Source organism: Actinoplanes sp. M2I2 (genome assembly GCF_023544445.1).
GTDB lineage: Bacteria > Actinomycetota > Actinomycetes > Mycobacteriales > Micromonosporaceae > Actinoplanes.
In genome coordinates this window covers 15,319-31,776 of record NZ_JALPVJ010000008.1, presented here as the reverse complement: position 1 = coordinate 31,776, position 16,458 = coordinate 15,319, and the positions used below count along the sequence as shown (strand labels likewise).

At 66.1% G+C, this 16,458-nt stretch carries 15 protein-coding genes; 12 read left to right on the top strand and 3 right to left on the bottom strand.

The features are described 5' to 3' along the window. Window positions 1-161: 161 nt before the first annotated feature. From HJC40_RS17170 to HJC40_RS17160, 3 genes are all read left to right on the top strand, one after another. Entirely contained in the window at window positions 162-1,355 is a 1,194-nt protein-coding gene (locus HJC40_RS17170) for a helix-turn-helix domain-containing protein (RefSeq protein WP_374272171.1), read from the top strand. A 9-nt stretch (window positions 1,356-1,364) separates the two neighbouring features. After that, window positions 1,365-1,907: a GNAT family N-acetyltransferase gene (locus tag HJC40_RS17165; RefSeq protein WP_250002120.1), complete on the top strand. Its 543-nt coding sequence runs from the start codon at window positions 1,365-1,367 to the stop codon at window positions 1,905-1,907. 454 nt (window positions 1,908-2,361) lie between these two features. Further along, window positions 2,362-3,045 (top strand): hypothetical protein, encoded by a 684-nt coding sequence (locus HJC40_RS17160; RefSeq protein ID WP_250002119.1) that lies wholly within the window; start codon window positions 2,362-2,364, stop codon window positions 3,043-3,045. Window positions 3,046-3,329: 284 nt separating this feature from the next. Here the strand turns inward: HJC40_RS17160 and HJC40_RS17155 are convergent, their stop codons facing one another. Next, the gene (locus tag HJC40_RS17155; RefSeq protein ID WP_250002118.1) at window positions 3,330-4,181 is read right to left on the bottom strand and encodes an ATP-grasp domain-containing protein; all 852 of its coding nucleotides are present in this window, start codon (window positions 4,179-4,181) and stop codon (window positions 3,330-3,332) included. 1,258 nt (window positions 4,182-5,439) lie between these two features. Here HJC40_RS17155 and HJC40_RS17150 point away from each other — a divergent pair. Together HJC40_RS17150 and HJC40_RS17145 are read left to right on the top strand one after the other, a co-directional pair. Continuing rightward, window positions 5,440-7,437 carry a lipopolysaccharide assembly protein LapB gene (locus HJC40_RS17150; RefSeq protein ID WP_250002117.1) on the top strand — a complete coding sequence of 666 codons (1,998 nt, stop codon included), beginning with the start codon at window positions 5,440-5,442 and terminating at the stop codon, window positions 7,435-7,437. An 842-nt stretch (window positions 7,438-8,279) separates the two neighbouring features. Then, window positions 8,280-8,792, top strand: a complete 513-nt coding sequence (locus HJC40_RS17145; RefSeq protein WP_250002116.1) for a hypothetical protein — start codon at window positions 8,280-8,282, stop codon at window positions 8,790-8,792. A gap of 893 nt (window positions 8,793-9,685) precedes the next feature. Here the strand turns inward: HJC40_RS17145 and HJC40_RS17140 are convergent. Together HJC40_RS17140 and HJC40_RS17135 are read right to left on the bottom strand one after the other, a co-directional pair. Continuing rightward, window positions 9,686-10,258, bottom strand: a complete 573-nt coding sequence (locus tag HJC40_RS17140; protein WP_250002115.1) for a hypothetical protein — start codon at window positions 10,256-10,258, stop codon at window positions 9,686-9,688. A gap of 161 nt (window positions 10,259-10,419) precedes the next feature. Next, window positions 10,420-11,160 carry an HD domain-containing protein gene (locus HJC40_RS17135; RefSeq protein ID WP_250002114.1) on the bottom strand — a complete coding sequence of 247 codons (741 nt, stop codon included), beginning with the start codon at window positions 11,158-11,160 and terminating at the stop codon, window positions 10,420-10,422. A gap of 69 nt (window positions 11,161-11,229) precedes the next feature. Here HJC40_RS17135 and HJC40_RS17130 point away from each other — a divergent pair, with 69 nt between their 5' ends. The 7 genes from HJC40_RS17130 to HJC40_RS17100 all read left to right on the top strand — a co-directional run bounded on the left by HJC40_RS17130 (window position 11,230) and on the right by HJC40_RS17100 (window position 16,235). Then, entirely contained in the window at window positions 11,230-12,138 is a 909-nt protein-coding gene (locus HJC40_RS17130; protein WP_250002113.1) for a LysR family transcriptional regulator, read from the top strand. Between the two features lie 333 nt (window positions 12,139-12,471). After that, window positions 12,472-13,425, top strand: coding sequence for a hypothetical protein (locus HJC40_RS17125; RefSeq protein WP_250002112.1), 954 nt, complete (start codon window positions 12,472-12,474; stop codon window positions 13,423-13,425). A gap of 221 nt (window positions 13,426-13,646) precedes the next feature. Then, window positions 13,647-13,889 (top strand): hypothetical protein, encoded by a 243-nt coding sequence (locus tag HJC40_RS17120; RefSeq protein ID WP_250002111.1) that lies wholly within the window; start codon window positions 13,647-13,649, stop codon window positions 13,887-13,889. A gap of 204 nt (window positions 13,890-14,093) precedes the next feature. Beyond that, window positions 14,094-14,660 (top strand): hypothetical protein, encoded by a 567-nt coding sequence (locus HJC40_RS17115; protein WP_250002110.1) that lies wholly within the window; start codon window positions 14,094-14,096, stop codon window positions 14,658-14,660. A gap of 61 nt (window positions 14,661-14,721) precedes the next feature. Beyond that, the gene (locus HJC40_RS17110; RefSeq protein WP_250002109.1) at window positions 14,722-15,156 is read left to right on the top strand and encodes a hypothetical protein; all 435 of its coding nucleotides are present in this window, start codon (window positions 14,722-14,724) and stop codon (window positions 15,154-15,156) included. Then, a complete protein-coding gene (locus tag HJC40_RS17105) occupies window positions 15,149-15,580 on the top strand; it encodes a hypothetical protein (RefSeq protein WP_250002108.1) in 432 nt (143 codons plus the stop codon). Before HJC40_RS17110 ends, HJC40_RS17105 begins: the two co-directional genes overlap by 8 nt. Beyond that, window positions 15,573-16,235 carry a hypothetical protein gene (locus HJC40_RS17100; protein WP_250002107.1) on the top strand — a complete coding sequence of 221 codons (663 nt, stop codon included), beginning with the start codon at window positions 15,573-15,575 and terminating at the stop codon, window positions 16,233-16,235. The genes HJC40_RS17105 and HJC40_RS17100 overlap by 8 nt, the downstream gene beginning before the upstream one ends. Window positions 16,236-16,458: the final 223 nt, after the last annotated feature.

The window sequence follows — 16,458 nt, the reverse complement described above, 5'->3', positions numbered from 1 at the left end:
TTCAAGACGAGAACATGATCATGGGCTTAGCGCTGCCGACCGCTCGAAGATCGAACGGCACGGGTAGCGTCGCCCACGGTCCGACGAATGTGCGAGACGTACCGTGTCCGCAGACGCGTTTGCGTACACCCCCGGGAGGCGATGTGGACGGATTCGGTCCGATGCTGAGGCGCCATCGCGAGCTGAGCGGCTTTTCGTTACGGCGACTAGGGGCGATGACGCAATTCGGGTTCACGTTCTTGTCCCAAGTGGAACGGGGCGAACGGCGGGCAACGGAAAATCTTGCTCAACGCTGCGATGAGGCACTCAGGGCTGGCGGCGCTCTTATCGATGCCTACCGGAATGAAATCTCCAGTGGAGAGGACATGAAGAGACGCACTATCCTGCGGGCAATGGGCCCGCTTGCTGCAAGCCCGCTGCCCCTGGTCCAGTGGGAAGCCCTGAGGCAGGGCGTGACTGCTTCGCTCGACCTGGACACAGATCAGTGGGATCAGGCCGTCGCCGATTACGGAATCGCCTACTATCGTGTACCCGCAAGCCAGATGATGGACAATCTGCGGGCCGACATAACTGTCCTTCAGGCTTTGATTCCTGACACACTCGGAACGGCCAAGGGGCAACTACTCCGAACTGTCGCCCGGCTATCAGTGATAGTCGCGCTCAACATGGTCGCTGCAGGTCAGACGCTCACTGCTGCACGATGGTGGCGGGATTCCCAGAATTATGCCCGTGCATCAGGCGATGCCGACACGGTGGTGCTGACGAGAGCATGGGATGTGGTGAATGGCTGCTACGACGGTCGTCACCCGGCGTCGGTAGTCGCACTCGCAGATGATGTCCTGCCACTGATCGAGGGACGCGCGTCTGCGTCAGCGTGCGGGCTCTTGGCGGGCCGCGCACAAGCCCTGTCTCTGCTCGGTCGGCACTCCGAGGCCGTGACGACCGTGCGCCGCTTGGCCGACGTGACGGCGCAGTTGCCGCACGGTGTCACTGAAGAGGTCGATTCACTGTGGGGATGGCCCGAGCATCGTTTACGCCATACCGAGGCATGGGTGTATGCCCACGCTGGTGACTTATCCGCGGCGGTCCAGGCCCAGGAACGGGCTGTCGTGCTGTATCCGACTTCCCTTACACGGCTACGAACGCAGGTCCAGTTGCACCACGCGGCAGCTCTCATCCGCAACGGGCACGTGCCAGACGGCTTGAGACTTGCTGCCGACTTGCTGGAACAGCTTCCTCCCGAGCAGCACAACGAGCTCCTGCGGACTGTGGCCCGCCAAGTGATCGACGCGGTGCCTCACAAGGAACGACGCAGACCTATGTTCCGTGAGGTGACAGACCGTGTCGCCACCTAGCATTTCGACATGGTCACCTACCTGAGCCATGACGGCGCCTCCGCTGCGCCGCTGCTACAAGATCTCGTAGACCTCTACGCAGCGGTCTACTCCGAGCCGCCGTATCAAGAGGGCCCCGCCGAAGTGGAAAGATTCCGGACCACCTTGCCGGCCGAGCTCGACCGACCCGGCTTCCGCCTGATCAGCGCACACGACGATCAAGATCTAGTCGGAGCAGCATATGGCTGGACGATGACAGCCGGAACCTGGTGGTCGCGGGCCGACGAGTCCCCACCGGCCTCGCTTCGTGACGTCGACAAGCTAGCGGTCATGGAGTGGATCGTCCGTCCCAGCCATCGAGGGCAGGGCATCGGGAACAACCTCCTCGACCGACTCATAACCCAGCGACCGGAAGATTTCGCAACGCTGAACTCCGATCCCCGTTCCGTCGCGAGGAAAATCTACGAGCGATCCGGTTGGCGACAAGTTGCCCGATCGACATTGCCGTGGGGACCGCCGATGGACATTCTCGTGCTCGACATCGCCGACCGGCAGGGACGATTCCGACGCTGACCTAGATCGGCAGAGGTCCTTGACCACAACGGCGCTGATCTCTTCGCCGTGACGGCGCCGAATCTCTCGCGCCGATCCCCCGGCGTGAAGCGCGTGTTGGCGCTACACCGTGGTCAGCCCAACGTAGAGCTGCAAGGTCTGTCGCAGCCAGTAGCACCTGTCCTCCCGTTCGGGCATGGAGTGGCAGGTAAGCGTCAGCCATGTGCTCGACGGCTGTGGCGCCCACCACGCACCATCCGCAGCACCCGCCTGTTCGACCTGGTCAACCCTCTCGATCCCAAGCTCGTCGCCGCGCACTCGGCTTCGACCCGCAGGCCCCGCTCATCTACCTCGCCGACCGCATCGTCCCCTCCTTGCTAGCCGATTTCAGCGCAAGGCCGGGTGCGCCCGCTCGACCGCAGCAGTAAATACCTCTTCAAACGGCGCCGCGGAAGGAATGAGTAGGGTCCAACCGGTGAAGCTGAACCTCTTTCATCACGTTCCGGATGGGCTGACCCGGCGAGCCCGGTCGCTCGTCGTCGCCCACGGGGTTCAAGCCGACCTCCCAGACCTTGAGCAACACCGCTCCGCTTGGCTGGAATCGGGCATCCCGGCCGCCGAAATCGACCGCGCCGTGGCGTTCCAGCGCCGGTGGGGCGGCCTGGTCCTGCCACCGGCCCCGCAATACGACGGGGGCCCCCGATACTTCCAGGCCGACACCCCCGATAGCTCACCCACCGAAGCGGCCGACGGTTCCCCGGTTCCGGGATGGTGGTTCGAAGCCGGCCAGCAGAGGACAGCCGTTCCCTACTCGTTCATGATCGGACCGACCGGCGAGTTCGGCATCCACGATGGCCGACGGTGGGTGCCACTCCACGCCAGTATCGAAGGCTGGATCGAGTCACTCGCCCTAGCCCATCACGCCGCGAACTGGGCGAAGCAGATCACGAAGGTGACCGGCGAGGCGCTGGATCATCTGGAGTTGCGCGACTTCGAACCAGTGGCCGAAGTTCGAGGACTGGCCGACGTCTGGTGGCGGGGCACCGATTCGCTGATAGCCATCTATTCGGGCGAGTTCCGCTGCCTCGGCGCGCCGGTAAACCGCACCGGCCTGATCTACTCCGGGCTGGATGAATGGGGTCTAAGCGGAGGCGTATAACGGACCACCTCTGAAACTTGTGAGGGGTCCGATCGCCTCCAAACCTTGGCAGCGAAGTCGGCGGCAGGTTCTACGGCCTTTTGTCGTGCCGCCTGTTCAAGACGGCGGGGAACGGACCGTAGTACCGGCCGAACACGGACGTGTCCCATCCGATCTGGTAGGAGGCGAGACGGATCAGCGTGACCCGACTCCTCAGCGCTTCGACCTGGGCGGCATGCGCGAGGAGATGTTCGGGGCTGATCGGTGGCCCGGCTGTGGTCGACATCGTTGATGTACCGGCCGGCTCAGACCTCGCCGGAGTCAAGGACGGCGGCGATGAACGTGTCCGCCGAGGTGCTGCTAGGCCGGTCGCTGACCTGCCCGTCGCCCAGTTCGATCACGCGCCAGGTGCCGTCGTGCCGGCGGGCCAGATCCACGGTCACGAACGGCAACCGGAGCGCGGCGACGGCACGGTCGAGCCGCTCCGGCAGAACGAGATCGGCGGGGGGAAGGTGGTCGGGGGTGTCGGGGTGCGCGGTGATCAGCCGGCAGGTGCCGTCGATCCACCAGGTACGCGCTTCCGGGCCGGTGAAGGTCTCGAAGCGGCGCACCACGAAACCGCCGGTGAAGTCGGTGTCGCGGAGCTCAAGGAACCGTTGCGCCACCTTCCAGGCTGCGCCGGCGTCGCCGAGCTCGGGGATGTAGGCGGCTTCGTGCCAGTGGTGCTTCATCGACTTGGTGTAGTCGCGCAGCACCGCCGGTCCACGGCCAAGCACGGTGCGGGCGGTGTCGAACCCGGCTCGCTCACTGCCGGTCGTCCACGTGGTGGCGGGGGTGAACGGCTCGAGCGCGGCATACCAGCCGGGCAGCTCATGGCCGCGCCGATACTGCTCAGCGGTGGTGCGCAGCACGATGTCCTGCCGCGACAGTGCGGTGGCGAAACCGGTGTAGGCATCGGCGGTGAGCATCCACCCCCGGTAGACGGCCTGCCCGGTGCCAGCCAGACGGGCAATCCGGGTGGTGTCGCCGGCGGCGAGCGCGTCGTGGTCGACCAGCCCAACCTGGTGGCCGGCCGCGCGGGCGGCGTCGGCCTCGGCTCGGAAATGGTCGTCGACACGGCGGGGATTAAGGACGTCGCACGGGACGAGCAGCATCATGGTGAGCGGTAACGCCTTCCTTGTGGCATCGGCACAGTCCTGCGTTGGCGGATGTGACATTCAGCGTGGCGGCACCAGACCCGAACGATCCGGCTGTCCAGCGATGACACTCTGCAAGTCAGCCGCTGCGCTATCGTGGTGGCCGTCATCGATGATCAGCTTCGACGCCCGGCATCGATGATGACGGGTGATAGTGGTGCGCAACCACGAACACTTCTCGCGCCGCGGCCAGGATCACCTCCACGTACGGGCGTGGGGCTGTCCAGCCGACCGGTTGGTGCGACACTGGCCGCCGTGGCGGCTTTCCGGTTCGAGATAACCGCGGTCTTCACCGTCAGCGGACGAGCCAAGCCGATCGTCACCGGCCGGGCACTGCAGGGCGTTGTTCGGCTCGGCGCTGTGCTTCGCGACGAGGCCAGCGGAAAACGTTCGACCTGGACGGCACCGACCTTGCCAGCTCGCGCCCGCGTCGGCCCAACGCTAGATCGGGCTCCTGGTGTCCCGGGCGGCACAGAACCTCGCCGATACTGGATGGAGCTGGACCGCCGCCGACGGGAAACGTAGTAGCCCGCTACTACGTCGGCGGGTCGGCCTTCCGTCTTCACCGCAAGATCAAGCACCGCATGAGTCGGGCTCGATGCTGGCGTCGCACTGCGAGGCACAGACGAGCGTGACCAGTTCAGTCCTCAGGCAGAGGGCTTACCGGTCGGACGCGGCCCCTTCCAGGCGGCCCCAGTTGGCTCAACGTGCGGGACGGGTCGGCAGCTATCGGTCACAGACGGTTGCGACAGGCTCCCTTGCTTTACTCCCGCCAGCGCACTCAACTGCCGACTTGAGTGCGTGTGACCCACTGCTGCCCAAAAACAGGTGGAGAGCCCGGCGCTGCCTCTCAAGACGTCCGGCTCTCCGCCGGAGCTTGCCCGTCTAGCCCCTCTGACTAAGCTCGACATTCGCGAGGGATCGCATCGCGGGTAGCTAGTAGCCGGCGAGACCAGGGTAAAATCTGCCAGCGCTGGACGGCCGTTCGCCCAATGCCTGCACGGGCACCCGTTTCCGGGGTGTCCCTCTTCGCTACTCTGGTCTGGTGGTGCGATTCCGGTGGATCAGGGTTGCCTTAGTTGCAAGCACGGTATTCGCCGCGGGGACGGCACTCGCAGCTGGGCTGCGATTCGGGTGGTGGAGTGAACTAATCGCAACAGTGCCGGCTGCACGGTGGGGTTGGGTCGAGCGGCTGAGCTGGATCACTGGCATAACCAGTTTGCCGATTGCGGTGGTCTCACTGGTGGCCGCACTACGCTCCGTCCCGGCAAACCCTCAGCGTCCGACGCCGAAGCTGACCTTGATATCAGCGCTCGAGCCGAACGACATTGGCATCCATCGCGCTGCTCCCCTGCATGGCTTCATTGAGGAGTCGCTCACCCCTTACGTACCCCGTGACTCTGACGTCCTGCTCTGCTCCGAACTGGATCGTGCTTCGGCCCATGGCGGGATGGTCGTGGTAGTCGGCGACTCGGCCGCAGGAAAGTCGCGCAGCGTGTACGTGGCCCTGCGCGAGAGACTGTCCGGCTGGCGCCTTTTCATTCCTCGAGATGCCAGCGATGTTATGGCCGCGCCATTACCAGCGCGAACGGTTGTGTGGCTTGATGACACTCCGTCGCTGCGCTTCCTGACGCCGAGCGGTTTGACCGCCGCTGACTTGGCGCCGCTAATATCCGACCGAAACCGGCCTATCGTGGTCATTTGTATTCTCTGGCCATCAGCCTACGACGAAATCACCCGGCAACCTCCCGAAGACATCAAATTCAACGATCCAATGGTAGGCGCCAGAGACGCTCTGAAACTCACAGCCGGTTTGCCGGTGATGATCTCGTCCACGTTCAGCGAACCGGAACGGGTCCGAGCAGCCGAGGTTGCTGCCGCGTCGAGCGACCAACGCCTAGTTAGTGCTCTTGCTGATGACCGCTTCGGGGTGACCCAAAACATTGCTGGAGCGCCCCAGCTGGCCGAACATTGGAGACGTGCTGACGTCATACATCCAGCCGGTGCTGCACTACTTACTGCCGCGATCGACATTCGCCGTCTCGGCATCCGCCAGCCGTTGACCAGCAAGATGCTGCAGACCATCATTCCCTTCTATCTCAATTCTGCCCACCATGACGGATCCGCGCGCCAGTCGTTCCGCGACGCCCTTCGGTACGCCCGACGACCTCTTGTGGGCGGCGTCCGTGCGTTAACTCGTCTCCCCGGACCGCGGTCTGGCAAGTCCACGGCGTACGAGGTCCATGATTACCTGCTTCAGACCGGCGTGACCGACCGCCGCAGCGCGCCGGTCCCAAGCGAAGCTCTCGACATCCTCGTCTCCCGGATCACCGATCTGGATGAATTGGCCAGATTTGTGTTAGCGGCTGACTCGGCCGGGCTTGTCCGGCATGCGGAAGCCTTGATTCCCCGTCTCCGGTTGCACGACCCGCGGGCCAACTGGCGCCTCGTTGAGCTGTTGGTCTCCGACAGTGACGAGGCTCAATTACGCAAATATATCGGCGCCGGCATCTGCGAAGCCCGCCTCAGTCTCGCCGAGCTTCTCGTAGATCAGGACCGAATTGATGAGGCGGTTTCCGATTGGGGTCATCCCGACGTCGACGACACGCAATGGTGGGGCCTCGCCCAAAACTTTTATTTCGCTGGACATGACAATTTAATTCGCCGCCTCAACGCGGCCGGCGACGTGAACGGGCGCCTACTTTACCTGGAACTGCTGGAGAGGGACGGATGCGAAGATGAACTAGCCACCCTCGCTTCAGCTGACGATCTCGACGTTGCCGGCTGGGCGCAAACGCATCTCGCCAGGCTATACGTCACGCAAGGCCGCTTCGAAGAAGCCATTGAGGAGTATTTCGACCTCATGCAACGTGAAGACGGCGACTTCGCTGATGAAGCGACACGGGCATGGGCCTCCCTTATGGTTCAGCAAGACAACGAAGATGCCCTACGGGACTGGGCCGCAGATAATCCGGATTACGGATTGCCCAAGATGTTCCTTGCCGACTTGCTGGCGAAACACGAACGCCTCGACGAACTTCGAGAACTTGCCAACGGTCACGAAATCTCCGTCGAATTCCGCTATACCGCACTTCTTCGCAAGATGGGCCGCGTCGAAGAACTCCGCGAACTCGCCGCCACCGAGGACTGGTGGGCTGCGGAAGCAGATCTTGCAGCATTGTTGAAAGACGTGCAAGCTGAAGACGGCCTCCGGTAACTAGCCGTATCTGGCAGCACCTTGGGACGCGCACCTCATCAACTTTCTAGAATTTCTTGGACGAATGGAAGACCTGAATAGACGGGCGTTCTCCGGGCGCCAAAGAGGAAGAACGCGAGCAAGGGCCTCCGTGAATAGCCCTGCCCCTCCTGCCACTAATAGCAAATGACCGTACGAGCAGGCCGGCAAGCAGCTCAGACTTCGAGCGAGTCGGCGCACTCATTTGCCGCAAGGCGCGCGGGAAACGTTGCCTGGGAACTGTCAGGCAGGCGTAGCCAGAGTCATGGGACCCGCAGTTCCCGCACCGGCCTGTCGTCTGCATCGTGCGCGTAGCTGATCTCGATGTGGGCAGCTCGTAAGCGAGCTGCAGCCCGTCTTGCTTCCAGCGCCGCTCTTCCTCCGGGCTGGGGAAACTCGAACTCGGTCAAGGCTGTCCGTGGTACTGCTCGTTCCATGCCGGCAGCCGTTGGAGGAGTTCCGAGCTGACGCTCAGGTCGGCGAGGACGATCGGGCGGTAACGACCTGGGTCAGTGTCCTAAACACCGTCATCGCCAGCGTGCTCAGCCATGACCCGCGACGCGACGGGCCGATACCGTTCACCCACGTAACGAGGCTGCGGGTGGGTGTGCTCATCTCTCGCTCACCCCATTGCGCACGCATAAGAACCGCGTGAGAGTGCCACCGCTGCTTCGCCTCGCCCGACCTGAAGGGTCCGCCGAACGGCCAGCAGATGAAGGCCTGTCCGGCACCTGACGGTGGACCCAAGTTTGGTTACCAATGTGGGTCAAACCGGGTTTTACATGTCGCAAGGTGCTACGTATTTCGATACGAAAGGAATTGCGATGAACAAGCTCACCCGCGCCATCACCCTGGGAGGGTTCGGCGTGCTCACCGCCCTGACGGTCGGTATGGGCCCGGCGCAGGCGGCTCCGGCTGCGCCCGCGAGCATGGAGACCAAGACCACGGCCAGCCAGAACGTCTGGCGGGGCGAAAGTCAGGTTGTCGGATTCTACCGTTCGCTGCGTGCCTGCGAGATGGCCGGCCAGTACGGCGAGCGGGCCGGCGCCTGGGACGACCACGACTGCTCCATCGTGCGCGTCGGCCCACGTCGGGGTGCTTGGGCGCTGCAGGTTGCCGACTACGACAACTCGGGCCGGTTCGGTTTCGGCCGTCCGTTCCAGGTGGTCCGCGGCTTCCCGGTTCAGTTCCGTCCGGTGTGGGCGGGTCAGTTCCGGCCGGGTCACTTCAGCCACTTCCGGCACTTCCGCCCGGGCACGCACCGCAACGACTGGCTCCGTGACCGGGACCGCCGGCACGGCGGCTGGGACCACCACAACCGCGGTCACCGGCACTGATACAACGGCACGCCTGAGCCGTTCGGCCCGGCGAGTCGAGCGTTGGCCGAGCGGCATACAGCCTCACTGTAATAACTGTAGAGGACGTTTTATCGCACCAATCCTGTACTGAACAGTGTCTTACGAGGCCCTGGGCCGCCAGCAATTGTTGCCTGGCGGCCCAGGGCTGTCCGTAGCCATAAGGTGATCAGCCCTATGACGCTGGGCTGCCGAAGAGGGTAGCGACGGGGGTGAGCGCCTGCCCCATGCCGCACCGAGCACGGCACCAACCGCGACCAAGGCATCTCGGCTGAGCACACATAGCCACGGGAGACCGGTGTCCACCAGTGGTCCGAGTGCGCCAGCACCGCGCCGGCCTCCGGCGAAGTGCCACACGCTGTCCTAGCGGTTCCGTTCGCCGCGGCTAACCCGGCAGTGAACACTTCGTCCTCTTCCCCTGGCACCCCCAGTCCGTCGGCGTGGACCATGTGCGCCACAGCAGCATGTTCATCCATAAAGCGCAGTTCCTTATACAGAAAACGCCGCTCATCCAGAAAACGCGTCGCCGTGCGAGGCCTTATCAGAATTGTCTGCCGCAGCCGCTCGGATCGGGCTGACAGGCCCGCAGCCGCCCACCTGTTCGCGGTTGCCTTAGGCGCCCGGGTGGCTCATCGGTCCGCCTCACGCCGGCAAGCCTGCGCCGCCGTGTCAGGGTGCGCCGTAGAGGCGCAGCGTTCGAGGATCGACAGCCAGGACTCGCGGTGACTCTGCACGCTGCCCATCAACGGCGCCTGGGCGCTCGGATTGCTGCACCAGGCCGGGTGGGTCGTCGCGACCATCGGGTCACCTGGCTGAATCCGCAGGCGTACGACCAATGACTAGATTGGTACGAGACCCTCTCGGTCAGGGGCAATCTAGGTGTCCAGGCAGCGGCCGCTCGGAAGCGTCCCGGTGATGTCCGCCGGTCGGGCGCCGTTGCCGAGCTCAACGTCCGCGACGATGCAGATGTCACCGGGAAGGGTGACCGCATACATGACTGCACCCGCCGGTGCTGGGTCATCGGGGCGGGCCAGACGCACGACTGCATCGGGGAAGCCCTCGTCTCGCAATACACGGCGTATCCGTTCTACGTCCTGGTCCGTGGACGGGCGGCGGCTCGGGCAGGAATAGACGTCCGGCGCGCATGCGGCGTCGTTAACGGCACGCCAGACCCTTGAGGCGGTGGGGTCCATCATCGTTCGCGGCGGCAGCGGTCTGCGGGCGGCTTCGTCGCTGTCTCGCCGGCGGCAGAGAGCTTCAGCTTCAGCTTCCTCTTGCTCAGCCGCCTTGTTGATGAGGCAGATGGTTGCTCGGCCCGGGCTTTCCCTTGGTGGTCTGAAGACCCACCAAAGTGTGCCCGCGGCAGCCAAGACAAGCATGGTTAACACGAGGCCGAAGATTTGCCGCCGCCGCGAGGCGGGCGGCACCGGAGCGGCGTACACAGGCACAAGCATTACCTCTGACGGTTGCAAAACGAGCCGCCATGCCGGAACAGAAGATCACCCCCGCCAAGCCGGCAGATCCGGTGCAGGGATGCTCGGAGCCCGGGCCGGGCATCCCTGCTCGAGCCTCAAACGGGCGGCTGCAACGAACCGCATCCTGCGCTGTGTCAAACGGCGAGGATGGCGGTGAAGCGCTGCTGGGCCAGGTTGAGCTGGCGGCGGATGTGGTCTTTCACGTCGGCCTCCAAGGGTGTGTCGGTCCGGTCGAGCAGGTCCCGCAATACGGGCACGGCCGGGTCGTACTTGGCCGCGGACCGGGCGACCAGGGGGCCGACCGCATGGATGAGGCCGACGCCGTTGTCGGTGAAGTCGGACAGCTTGATCACCCGCGCCCACGGCCGGTCCTCGAGTGCCTCCTTGAGGTGGGTGACGTAGTGCCCGATCCGATCCACCCCGTCGGGGCGAGCCGGGGTGGTCACCGCGGCGACCAGGCCGGCCACCTGCAGGTTGTACCGGTCGGCGATCACGTCGAGGGCCTGGGTGCGCGGGGGCGGCCCGTGCTCGCGGATCCCGCAGACCTTCCACGGCTGGTCCTCGACCGTGTCGTGCAGCAGCCCGGCGACCAGCACATCTGGGTCGGTGACCCGGTAGTGGCACAGCATCCGCAACGTCACCCGCAACACGTGGTTGACGTACGGCTCCCGGGTACGGCGCTGCCCAGTGTGCAGAGCATTAGCCCACCGCGCCGCGTCCAGCACCGGCCGGCGGATGTCGTCGGGCAGCCGGTCGGCTTCCACGGTGAGGCGGCACCGTAGCCCGCGCGTGCCGTAGACCTCGGTGACGGCGTGCAACGGCATCACCCGCAGCTGCGCCGCCGATACATTCGCGTGGTTCCTGTTGATTGCCATGTATTGATGATCTCCGTTTCATTGCTGCGCCGGAACTATGGGCTCCCCGGGCGGCTATAGGGTTGTTCTATGACCGAGGTTCGAGTGTCTTCCGATGCACTCGCGGCGTTCGTGGTGTTCGCTGAGCAGCTGAACCTGACCCGGGCCGCGCAGTTGCTGCACATCAGCCAGCCGTCGCTGCACTCGAAACTGGGCACCCTGGCCCGTGAGCTCGGCTGCCCGCTTTACCAGCGGGCCGGTAACCGGCTGGAGTTGACCCCGGACGGGGAACGCGTCGCCCGGTACGCCCGCGACCATCAGCAACGCCTCGAGGGTTTCCTCGCCGAGTTGCGCGGGGTCCCGGCCACCAGTCCGCTGGTCATCGCGTCCGGGCACACCGCCTACCTGTACCTGCTCGGCAACACCATCCGCCGCACACTGGCGCAGCGGCCGGGGAGTCTGCGGCCGCTGCACACCAACCGGCAGCAGATGCAGACCGCCGTCCGGACCGGCCGGGCACACCTCGGCGTGTTCAGCCTCCACGTGCTCCCAGCCGACCTGATCACCACGGCGATCGCGACCTACCCGCAGGTGCTGCTCATGCCCGAACACCACCTCCTCGCCAGGAAGAAGACTCTGCGGCTGGTCGATCTGGCCGGTGCCGAGTTGATCGTGCCGCCCCCGGCGAGGCCGCACCGCATCAACCTCGAGCGGGCCCTGACCGACGCCGACGTCGGATGGACCATTGCGGTGGAAGCCGAAGGGCTACCGATGACCCTCGACTTCGCCGCCCTGGGCGTGGGCCTGGCCGTGGTCGCCGGCTGTGTCCAACCCGCGCCCGGCCTGACCGCCCGCCCGATCACCGACCTGCCCGCGGTCACCTTCCACGCCGTGCACCGCCCCGGCGCCCTCGACGACCCCCGCGTCGCCGGCCTGCTCGACGCGATCCGCGCCGACATCCCCACCACAGCCCGCCCCCACCTGGCCGGCAACCCGTAGCCAGTAGCACCGGCAGCCCCGTAGCCAGCCAAACAACAGCCAGACTCCTGTTGCGGCTGCCAGGACAGACCGCGCGGCGAGCCCTTCGACGTCCTCGCCCCCGTGGCGTTTCGGCGTTTGCTTCGGCTGCAATCCGGGACACGACAGCACCGGCCGCGTCTGCCCTTTCCGCAGCGGGGCTCGGCCTGGCTGGGAAAGTCCGAACGGTTCCGGCGAGGGGTGCGCGCACCGGCAGTGAGTAACTCGATCGGCATTTGCCTCTTTATCTGGAGGGCATCACGAATTTGTTGTGACAGCTGCCCCCTTCGCCGCGGCGTCAAAGGAGATCGACCGATGAGATCAGCCCGTGTGCCGGCACTTGCCACGACTGTGTTCGCCGCGGCCATGGTGACCGGCTGCGCCCAGCCCCCCACCCCGCCACCTGCCGCCCCCGCGGCCACGGCAACCGCCGCCCGCGTGACCGCCGTATCCGCGGGCGAAGGCCAGCAGGTGTACGACTCCCTGCTCGAGCAGATCTACGGCACCACCGGGCAGCGCATGGCAGCGAACGAACGGCAGCACTACGCCTGGCAGGCCGCGATGGGCGGCTGTATGACCGCCAAGGGCGCCACGTTCGAGACCCCCGCCTGGACGCCGGCGACGCCCTTGAAGCCGTCCCCGGGCGAACTGCTGGCGTTCTCGCCGGAACGTGAGACCTTCGGCATCGCCGGTCGTATCGTCGCGTACGCCAAGGAAGGCCAGCTGGACAACGGCGCAGCCCGCAAGCTCACCGGCGAGGCCCGCGCCCAGTGGCTCAAGATCCAGGCCCAGTGCAATCCAGCCACCAGCAAGACCGAAGATTCGCACCTGGCCGAGGGGATGCCCGCCCTCAGCCAGAAGTTCCTCGACCAGCTCTCCACTATTCAGAAAACGGTCGCGCCGACCCTGCCCGGCGACTGGGCCAAATGCATGCAGGCGGCGGGACTTAAGGGCGTGCAGGAATTCGAGGACGCCTACAGCGCGGCCAGCAACTTTCCGTATCAGGCTCTGGCCGGCGGGGTGAAGGACCCGGCAGCTGTCCCGGGCTTCGCCGAGGCAGCCGCAGCGGAGAAGAAGATCGCCGCTACGGACTGGAAGTGCCGCAGCGCCGACGCGAAGCGGGTGGTCGCGACCAGCGGTGAGCCGCTGACCGTATGGGCTGCGGCCAACCGGGCCGAGATCGACACGGTTGCCGCGAACTGGGCGAAGATGCCCGCCGCCCGCGACGCCGCCAAAGCCGCCGCCATGAAGATTTCCACCGCCAGGTAGCGCCCCGCACCACAGCGGCGGCCCGCCGGCGAATCCCGCCCGGCGAGCCCGTCCTGATTTCTGATCCCTCATCTCGCCACCGGTCCGCCACACCCGGCTGCTACGCGGCGCCGCGCCCCGCTGAAAAGAGCCTGTAGTTCACGGTCATACGCCCGGTTCCTGCCAGGGCTGGCCCCTTCACCCGACTTGCTGGGCTCGAACATGCGTACTAATTTTGGTTGATGGTGGATCGCGTCGAGCACTGGTTCAACCGCAAATACCGTGACGGCCGCCGCGACATCTATCTCGACCGCACCCGTACCGGCTGGCAGGTCGTCGGCCGTATCGGCGGCGCCGACGGCACCCACATCATCCACGACTTCGGCACCGAGTCCGATGCCCGCACCATGCTCGAGCGGATGCGCGAGTCCGCGCCAGACGGGGAGAACGGCTGGGCGCTGATGCCGAAGCCACCGAAACGATAACCACCCGGCCGGATCCCGCCCGCACCGGCAGCGGTCGTCTGTCGGCGCGCCGTCCGCCGGTCTCGGCCTACCGGACTGAACCCCTGCGGCCGATTGTCGCTAGATCACAGTCCGGCGGCCAAGAGGTGACCCGGCCGGCAGGAATCCGGCTTAGCTCACGATGGTTCGCGGCTGCGTACCTACATATCGGGCATCATCGACGCCATGCCGTGGTGGCCCTTCCCCGACGAACGGGCGTTCTGGCAGTGGGCGATGGACCCCTACGCCGAACTGATGGACCAAGACGAAGACCTGCTCCTGTACGACATTGCCGGCTTCAATCTGCTCATCGCGGCTGTCGGCTGGTCCGATTGCCCGAAAAGAGACGTGTGCCGGGTCGCCCTGGAAGACTTCACCCGGCTGATCGCTTGGCGGCGCAGTCCCGAGGAAATCGGCGCCCTGCGCGCGGCGGCCATCCGGGCAGCGCGGCAGCAACACCCGCTCGTCCTACGCTGGGCCACCTACGCGCAGCGACTGCTCAGCTATCAGCAATCGGTTGGGCCGGTGAACCGGTCGACGGCCACCACTATGGCCACTGAACTGTTGGCCACCCCGACCGCCCGGGAACGCGACGAGCCCGGCTGGCTCACCGTGCAGGCCATCGAGAAGGGCCGCCTGTGGCAATGCCATCGACGATTCGAGCCCTCCCACCTCTACATCAACCGGCGGACCGGCGCCTGGCGCATCTGTTCCCCACAGCTGGCCACCGCCCAGTTCTTCGCTGCGCTGTGACCTGCAGCCGCGGCAACGTCTACGACCGGCAGGCAACTCCGTCAGGCACCTTGGAGGCCCCGTGAGCGTCGCCCATTTCCGGATGCACCCTCAGTTTCACCTTCCCGTTTATCAGGTCGACGATCCGCAGTACGAGGTGCCCGCCGAGTGGATCATGGCCCTGGACAACGTCAAAGCCACCCTCACTGACGGCGTCTCGTCTGCGCTCAGCGACGTCGCCGAAGGCATCATCGTCTTCTGGACCGGCCTGATCATCGCCTTGGTCGCGCTGGTCGGCGGCATCATCGGTGCGCTGGCCTCCGCAACCGTCGTCGGTCTGCCGGCTGGGCCGTTCATCGCCGCCGGGGCGGCGCTGACCGCGTCGGCGGCCATGATCGCCGGGGGCGAGACGCTCAAGTCTGTCTGCGCGGCTGCCAACTCGACGCTGCGGCAGAAAATCGCTGACAACTCCGGCTTCCATCAGGGGCACTGGCCACCGGCAGCGACCGGTGTCTGACAGCCCCCGGGCCCGGCCAAATCCGGTGCTGGCGGCGCTGACCGCGCTACTGGTCCTTGCCGACGCCGGGCTCGTCGTGGTCGGGCTGCTGGTCTGGAACGCCTACCGGCGCGACGACCTCACCGGCTCCGAAGCGGCCACCTTCGTGCTGCTGGGCGCGTCCGCTGCGGTCGGCGTGCTGGTGCTGCTCACCGCCGCGCTCGGTTTCGCCCGCGGCGAGCACAGCGCGGCCCGGTGGGCGGGCGTGCTGGCCCGCCTGCGCGCCGGTGCGGTCGCCGTGGCACTGGTCGTCGTCGCCATCCAGCTCGGTGCGACCGCGCTGGCCGGGCTGCTCGAGACCACCGGAGCCATCGTCGCGGTCGTCGACGCCGCCGTCGCGCTGTGGGTCACCGGCGTTGCGGCACGCCGCACCCGCTGTGAGTGAACTGGTCGCCGTCATGGCCGGCGCCGTCTGCGTCGTGTTCGCGGCGATCATCGCCCTCAGCGCCGTCCACACCGCCCGCCGCAACCGCCGCGAGCACCAGGCGTTGCAGCAGTGGGCCGACCAGCACGGTTGGACGCTGACCCGGCAGCCCGACGTCGACTGGGGACGGCAGCTGCCCGGCGGCAACAACCACGGCGTCAGCCACTGCTTCTCCGCGGTCCTGTCCGGCCGGCCGGTCACCGTGGCCGCGTACTCGGTCACCGACGCCAGCGACGGCACCACCACCAACAACACGCATCAACACGTGGTCACCGTGGCGGCGCTGCGGCGGGCACTTCCCCCGGCCGCCGTCGAGCCGCGAGGACCGGTGTCGCGGCTGACCCGCGCCCTGTTCGGCGCCGGCGAGACCGCCACCGGCCACACCGACTTCGATCGGGCCTTCCGCATCCGCGCAGCCGCCGGCACACCGGCCGCGTGGGTCTCCCCTGAACTCGTCGCCGCGCACCTGGCCGGGCGGGTGCCCGCATCGTGGTCTGTGCGGGGAAACGAACTGCTGTGCCACCGCCCGGGGCACCTACAGCCGCACTACGTGCCCGGTCACGCGGCGGTGATCCTGTCGTTGGCGGACCTACTCGACGGCCGCATCGGGAGTTAGCCGAGCGGAGTAGCTCGGCAACCTGATGTTGGCTGAGAGAGCTTCGGCCTACTCCGCAGGCGAGTGCTGCTCGCCGCTTCCGCTCTGGCCGCGATGGTCACGTCACGCGGTATTTTCCATACCGCGGAGCACCGTCATGGTTGGGTACCGATAGCGAGCAATCCGGCCGGGACGCCGATGGGATGCTCACTCATTTGGCCGCTGTCCGGGGCCGCTGTTGGTG

Excerpts from the sequence above, each read along its gene's own strand:
- HJC40_RS17170 (WP_374272171.1), top strand. The coding sequence starts at position 162 with ATGCTGAGGCGCCATCGCGAGCTGAGCGGCTTTTCGTTACGGCGACTA.
- HJC40_RS17165 (WP_250002120.1), top strand. The coding sequence starts at position 1,365 with ATGGTCACCTACCTGAGCCATGACGGCGCCTCCGCTGCGCCGCTGCTA.
- HJC40_RS17155 (WP_250002118.1), bottom strand. The coding sequence starts at position 4,181 with ATGATGCTGCTCGTCCCGTGCGACGTCCTTAATCCCCGCCGTGTCGAC.
- HJC40_RS17145 (WP_250002116.1), top strand. The coding sequence starts at position 8,280 with ATGAACAAGCTCACCCGCGCCATCACCCTGGGAGGGTTCGGCGTGCTC.
- HJC40_RS17135 (WP_250002114.1), bottom strand. The coding sequence starts at position 11,160 with ATGGCAATCAACAGGAACCACGCGAATGTATCGGCGGCGCAGCTGCGG.
- HJC40_RS17130 (WP_250002113.1), top strand. The coding sequence starts at position 11,230 with ATGACCGAGGTTCGAGTGTCTTCCGATGCACTCGCGGCGTTCGTGGTG.
- HJC40_RS17125 (WP_250002112.1), top strand. The coding sequence starts at position 12,472 with ATGAGATCAGCCCGTGTGCCGGCACTTGCCACGACTGTGTTCGCCGCG.
- HJC40_RS17120 (WP_250002111.1), top strand. The coding sequence starts at position 13,647 with ATGGTGGATCGCGTCGAGCACTGGTTCAACCGCAAATACCGTGACGGC.
- HJC40_RS17115 (WP_250002110.1), top strand. The coding sequence starts at position 14,094 with ATGCCGTGGTGGCCCTTCCCCGACGAACGGGCGTTCTGGCAGTGGGCG.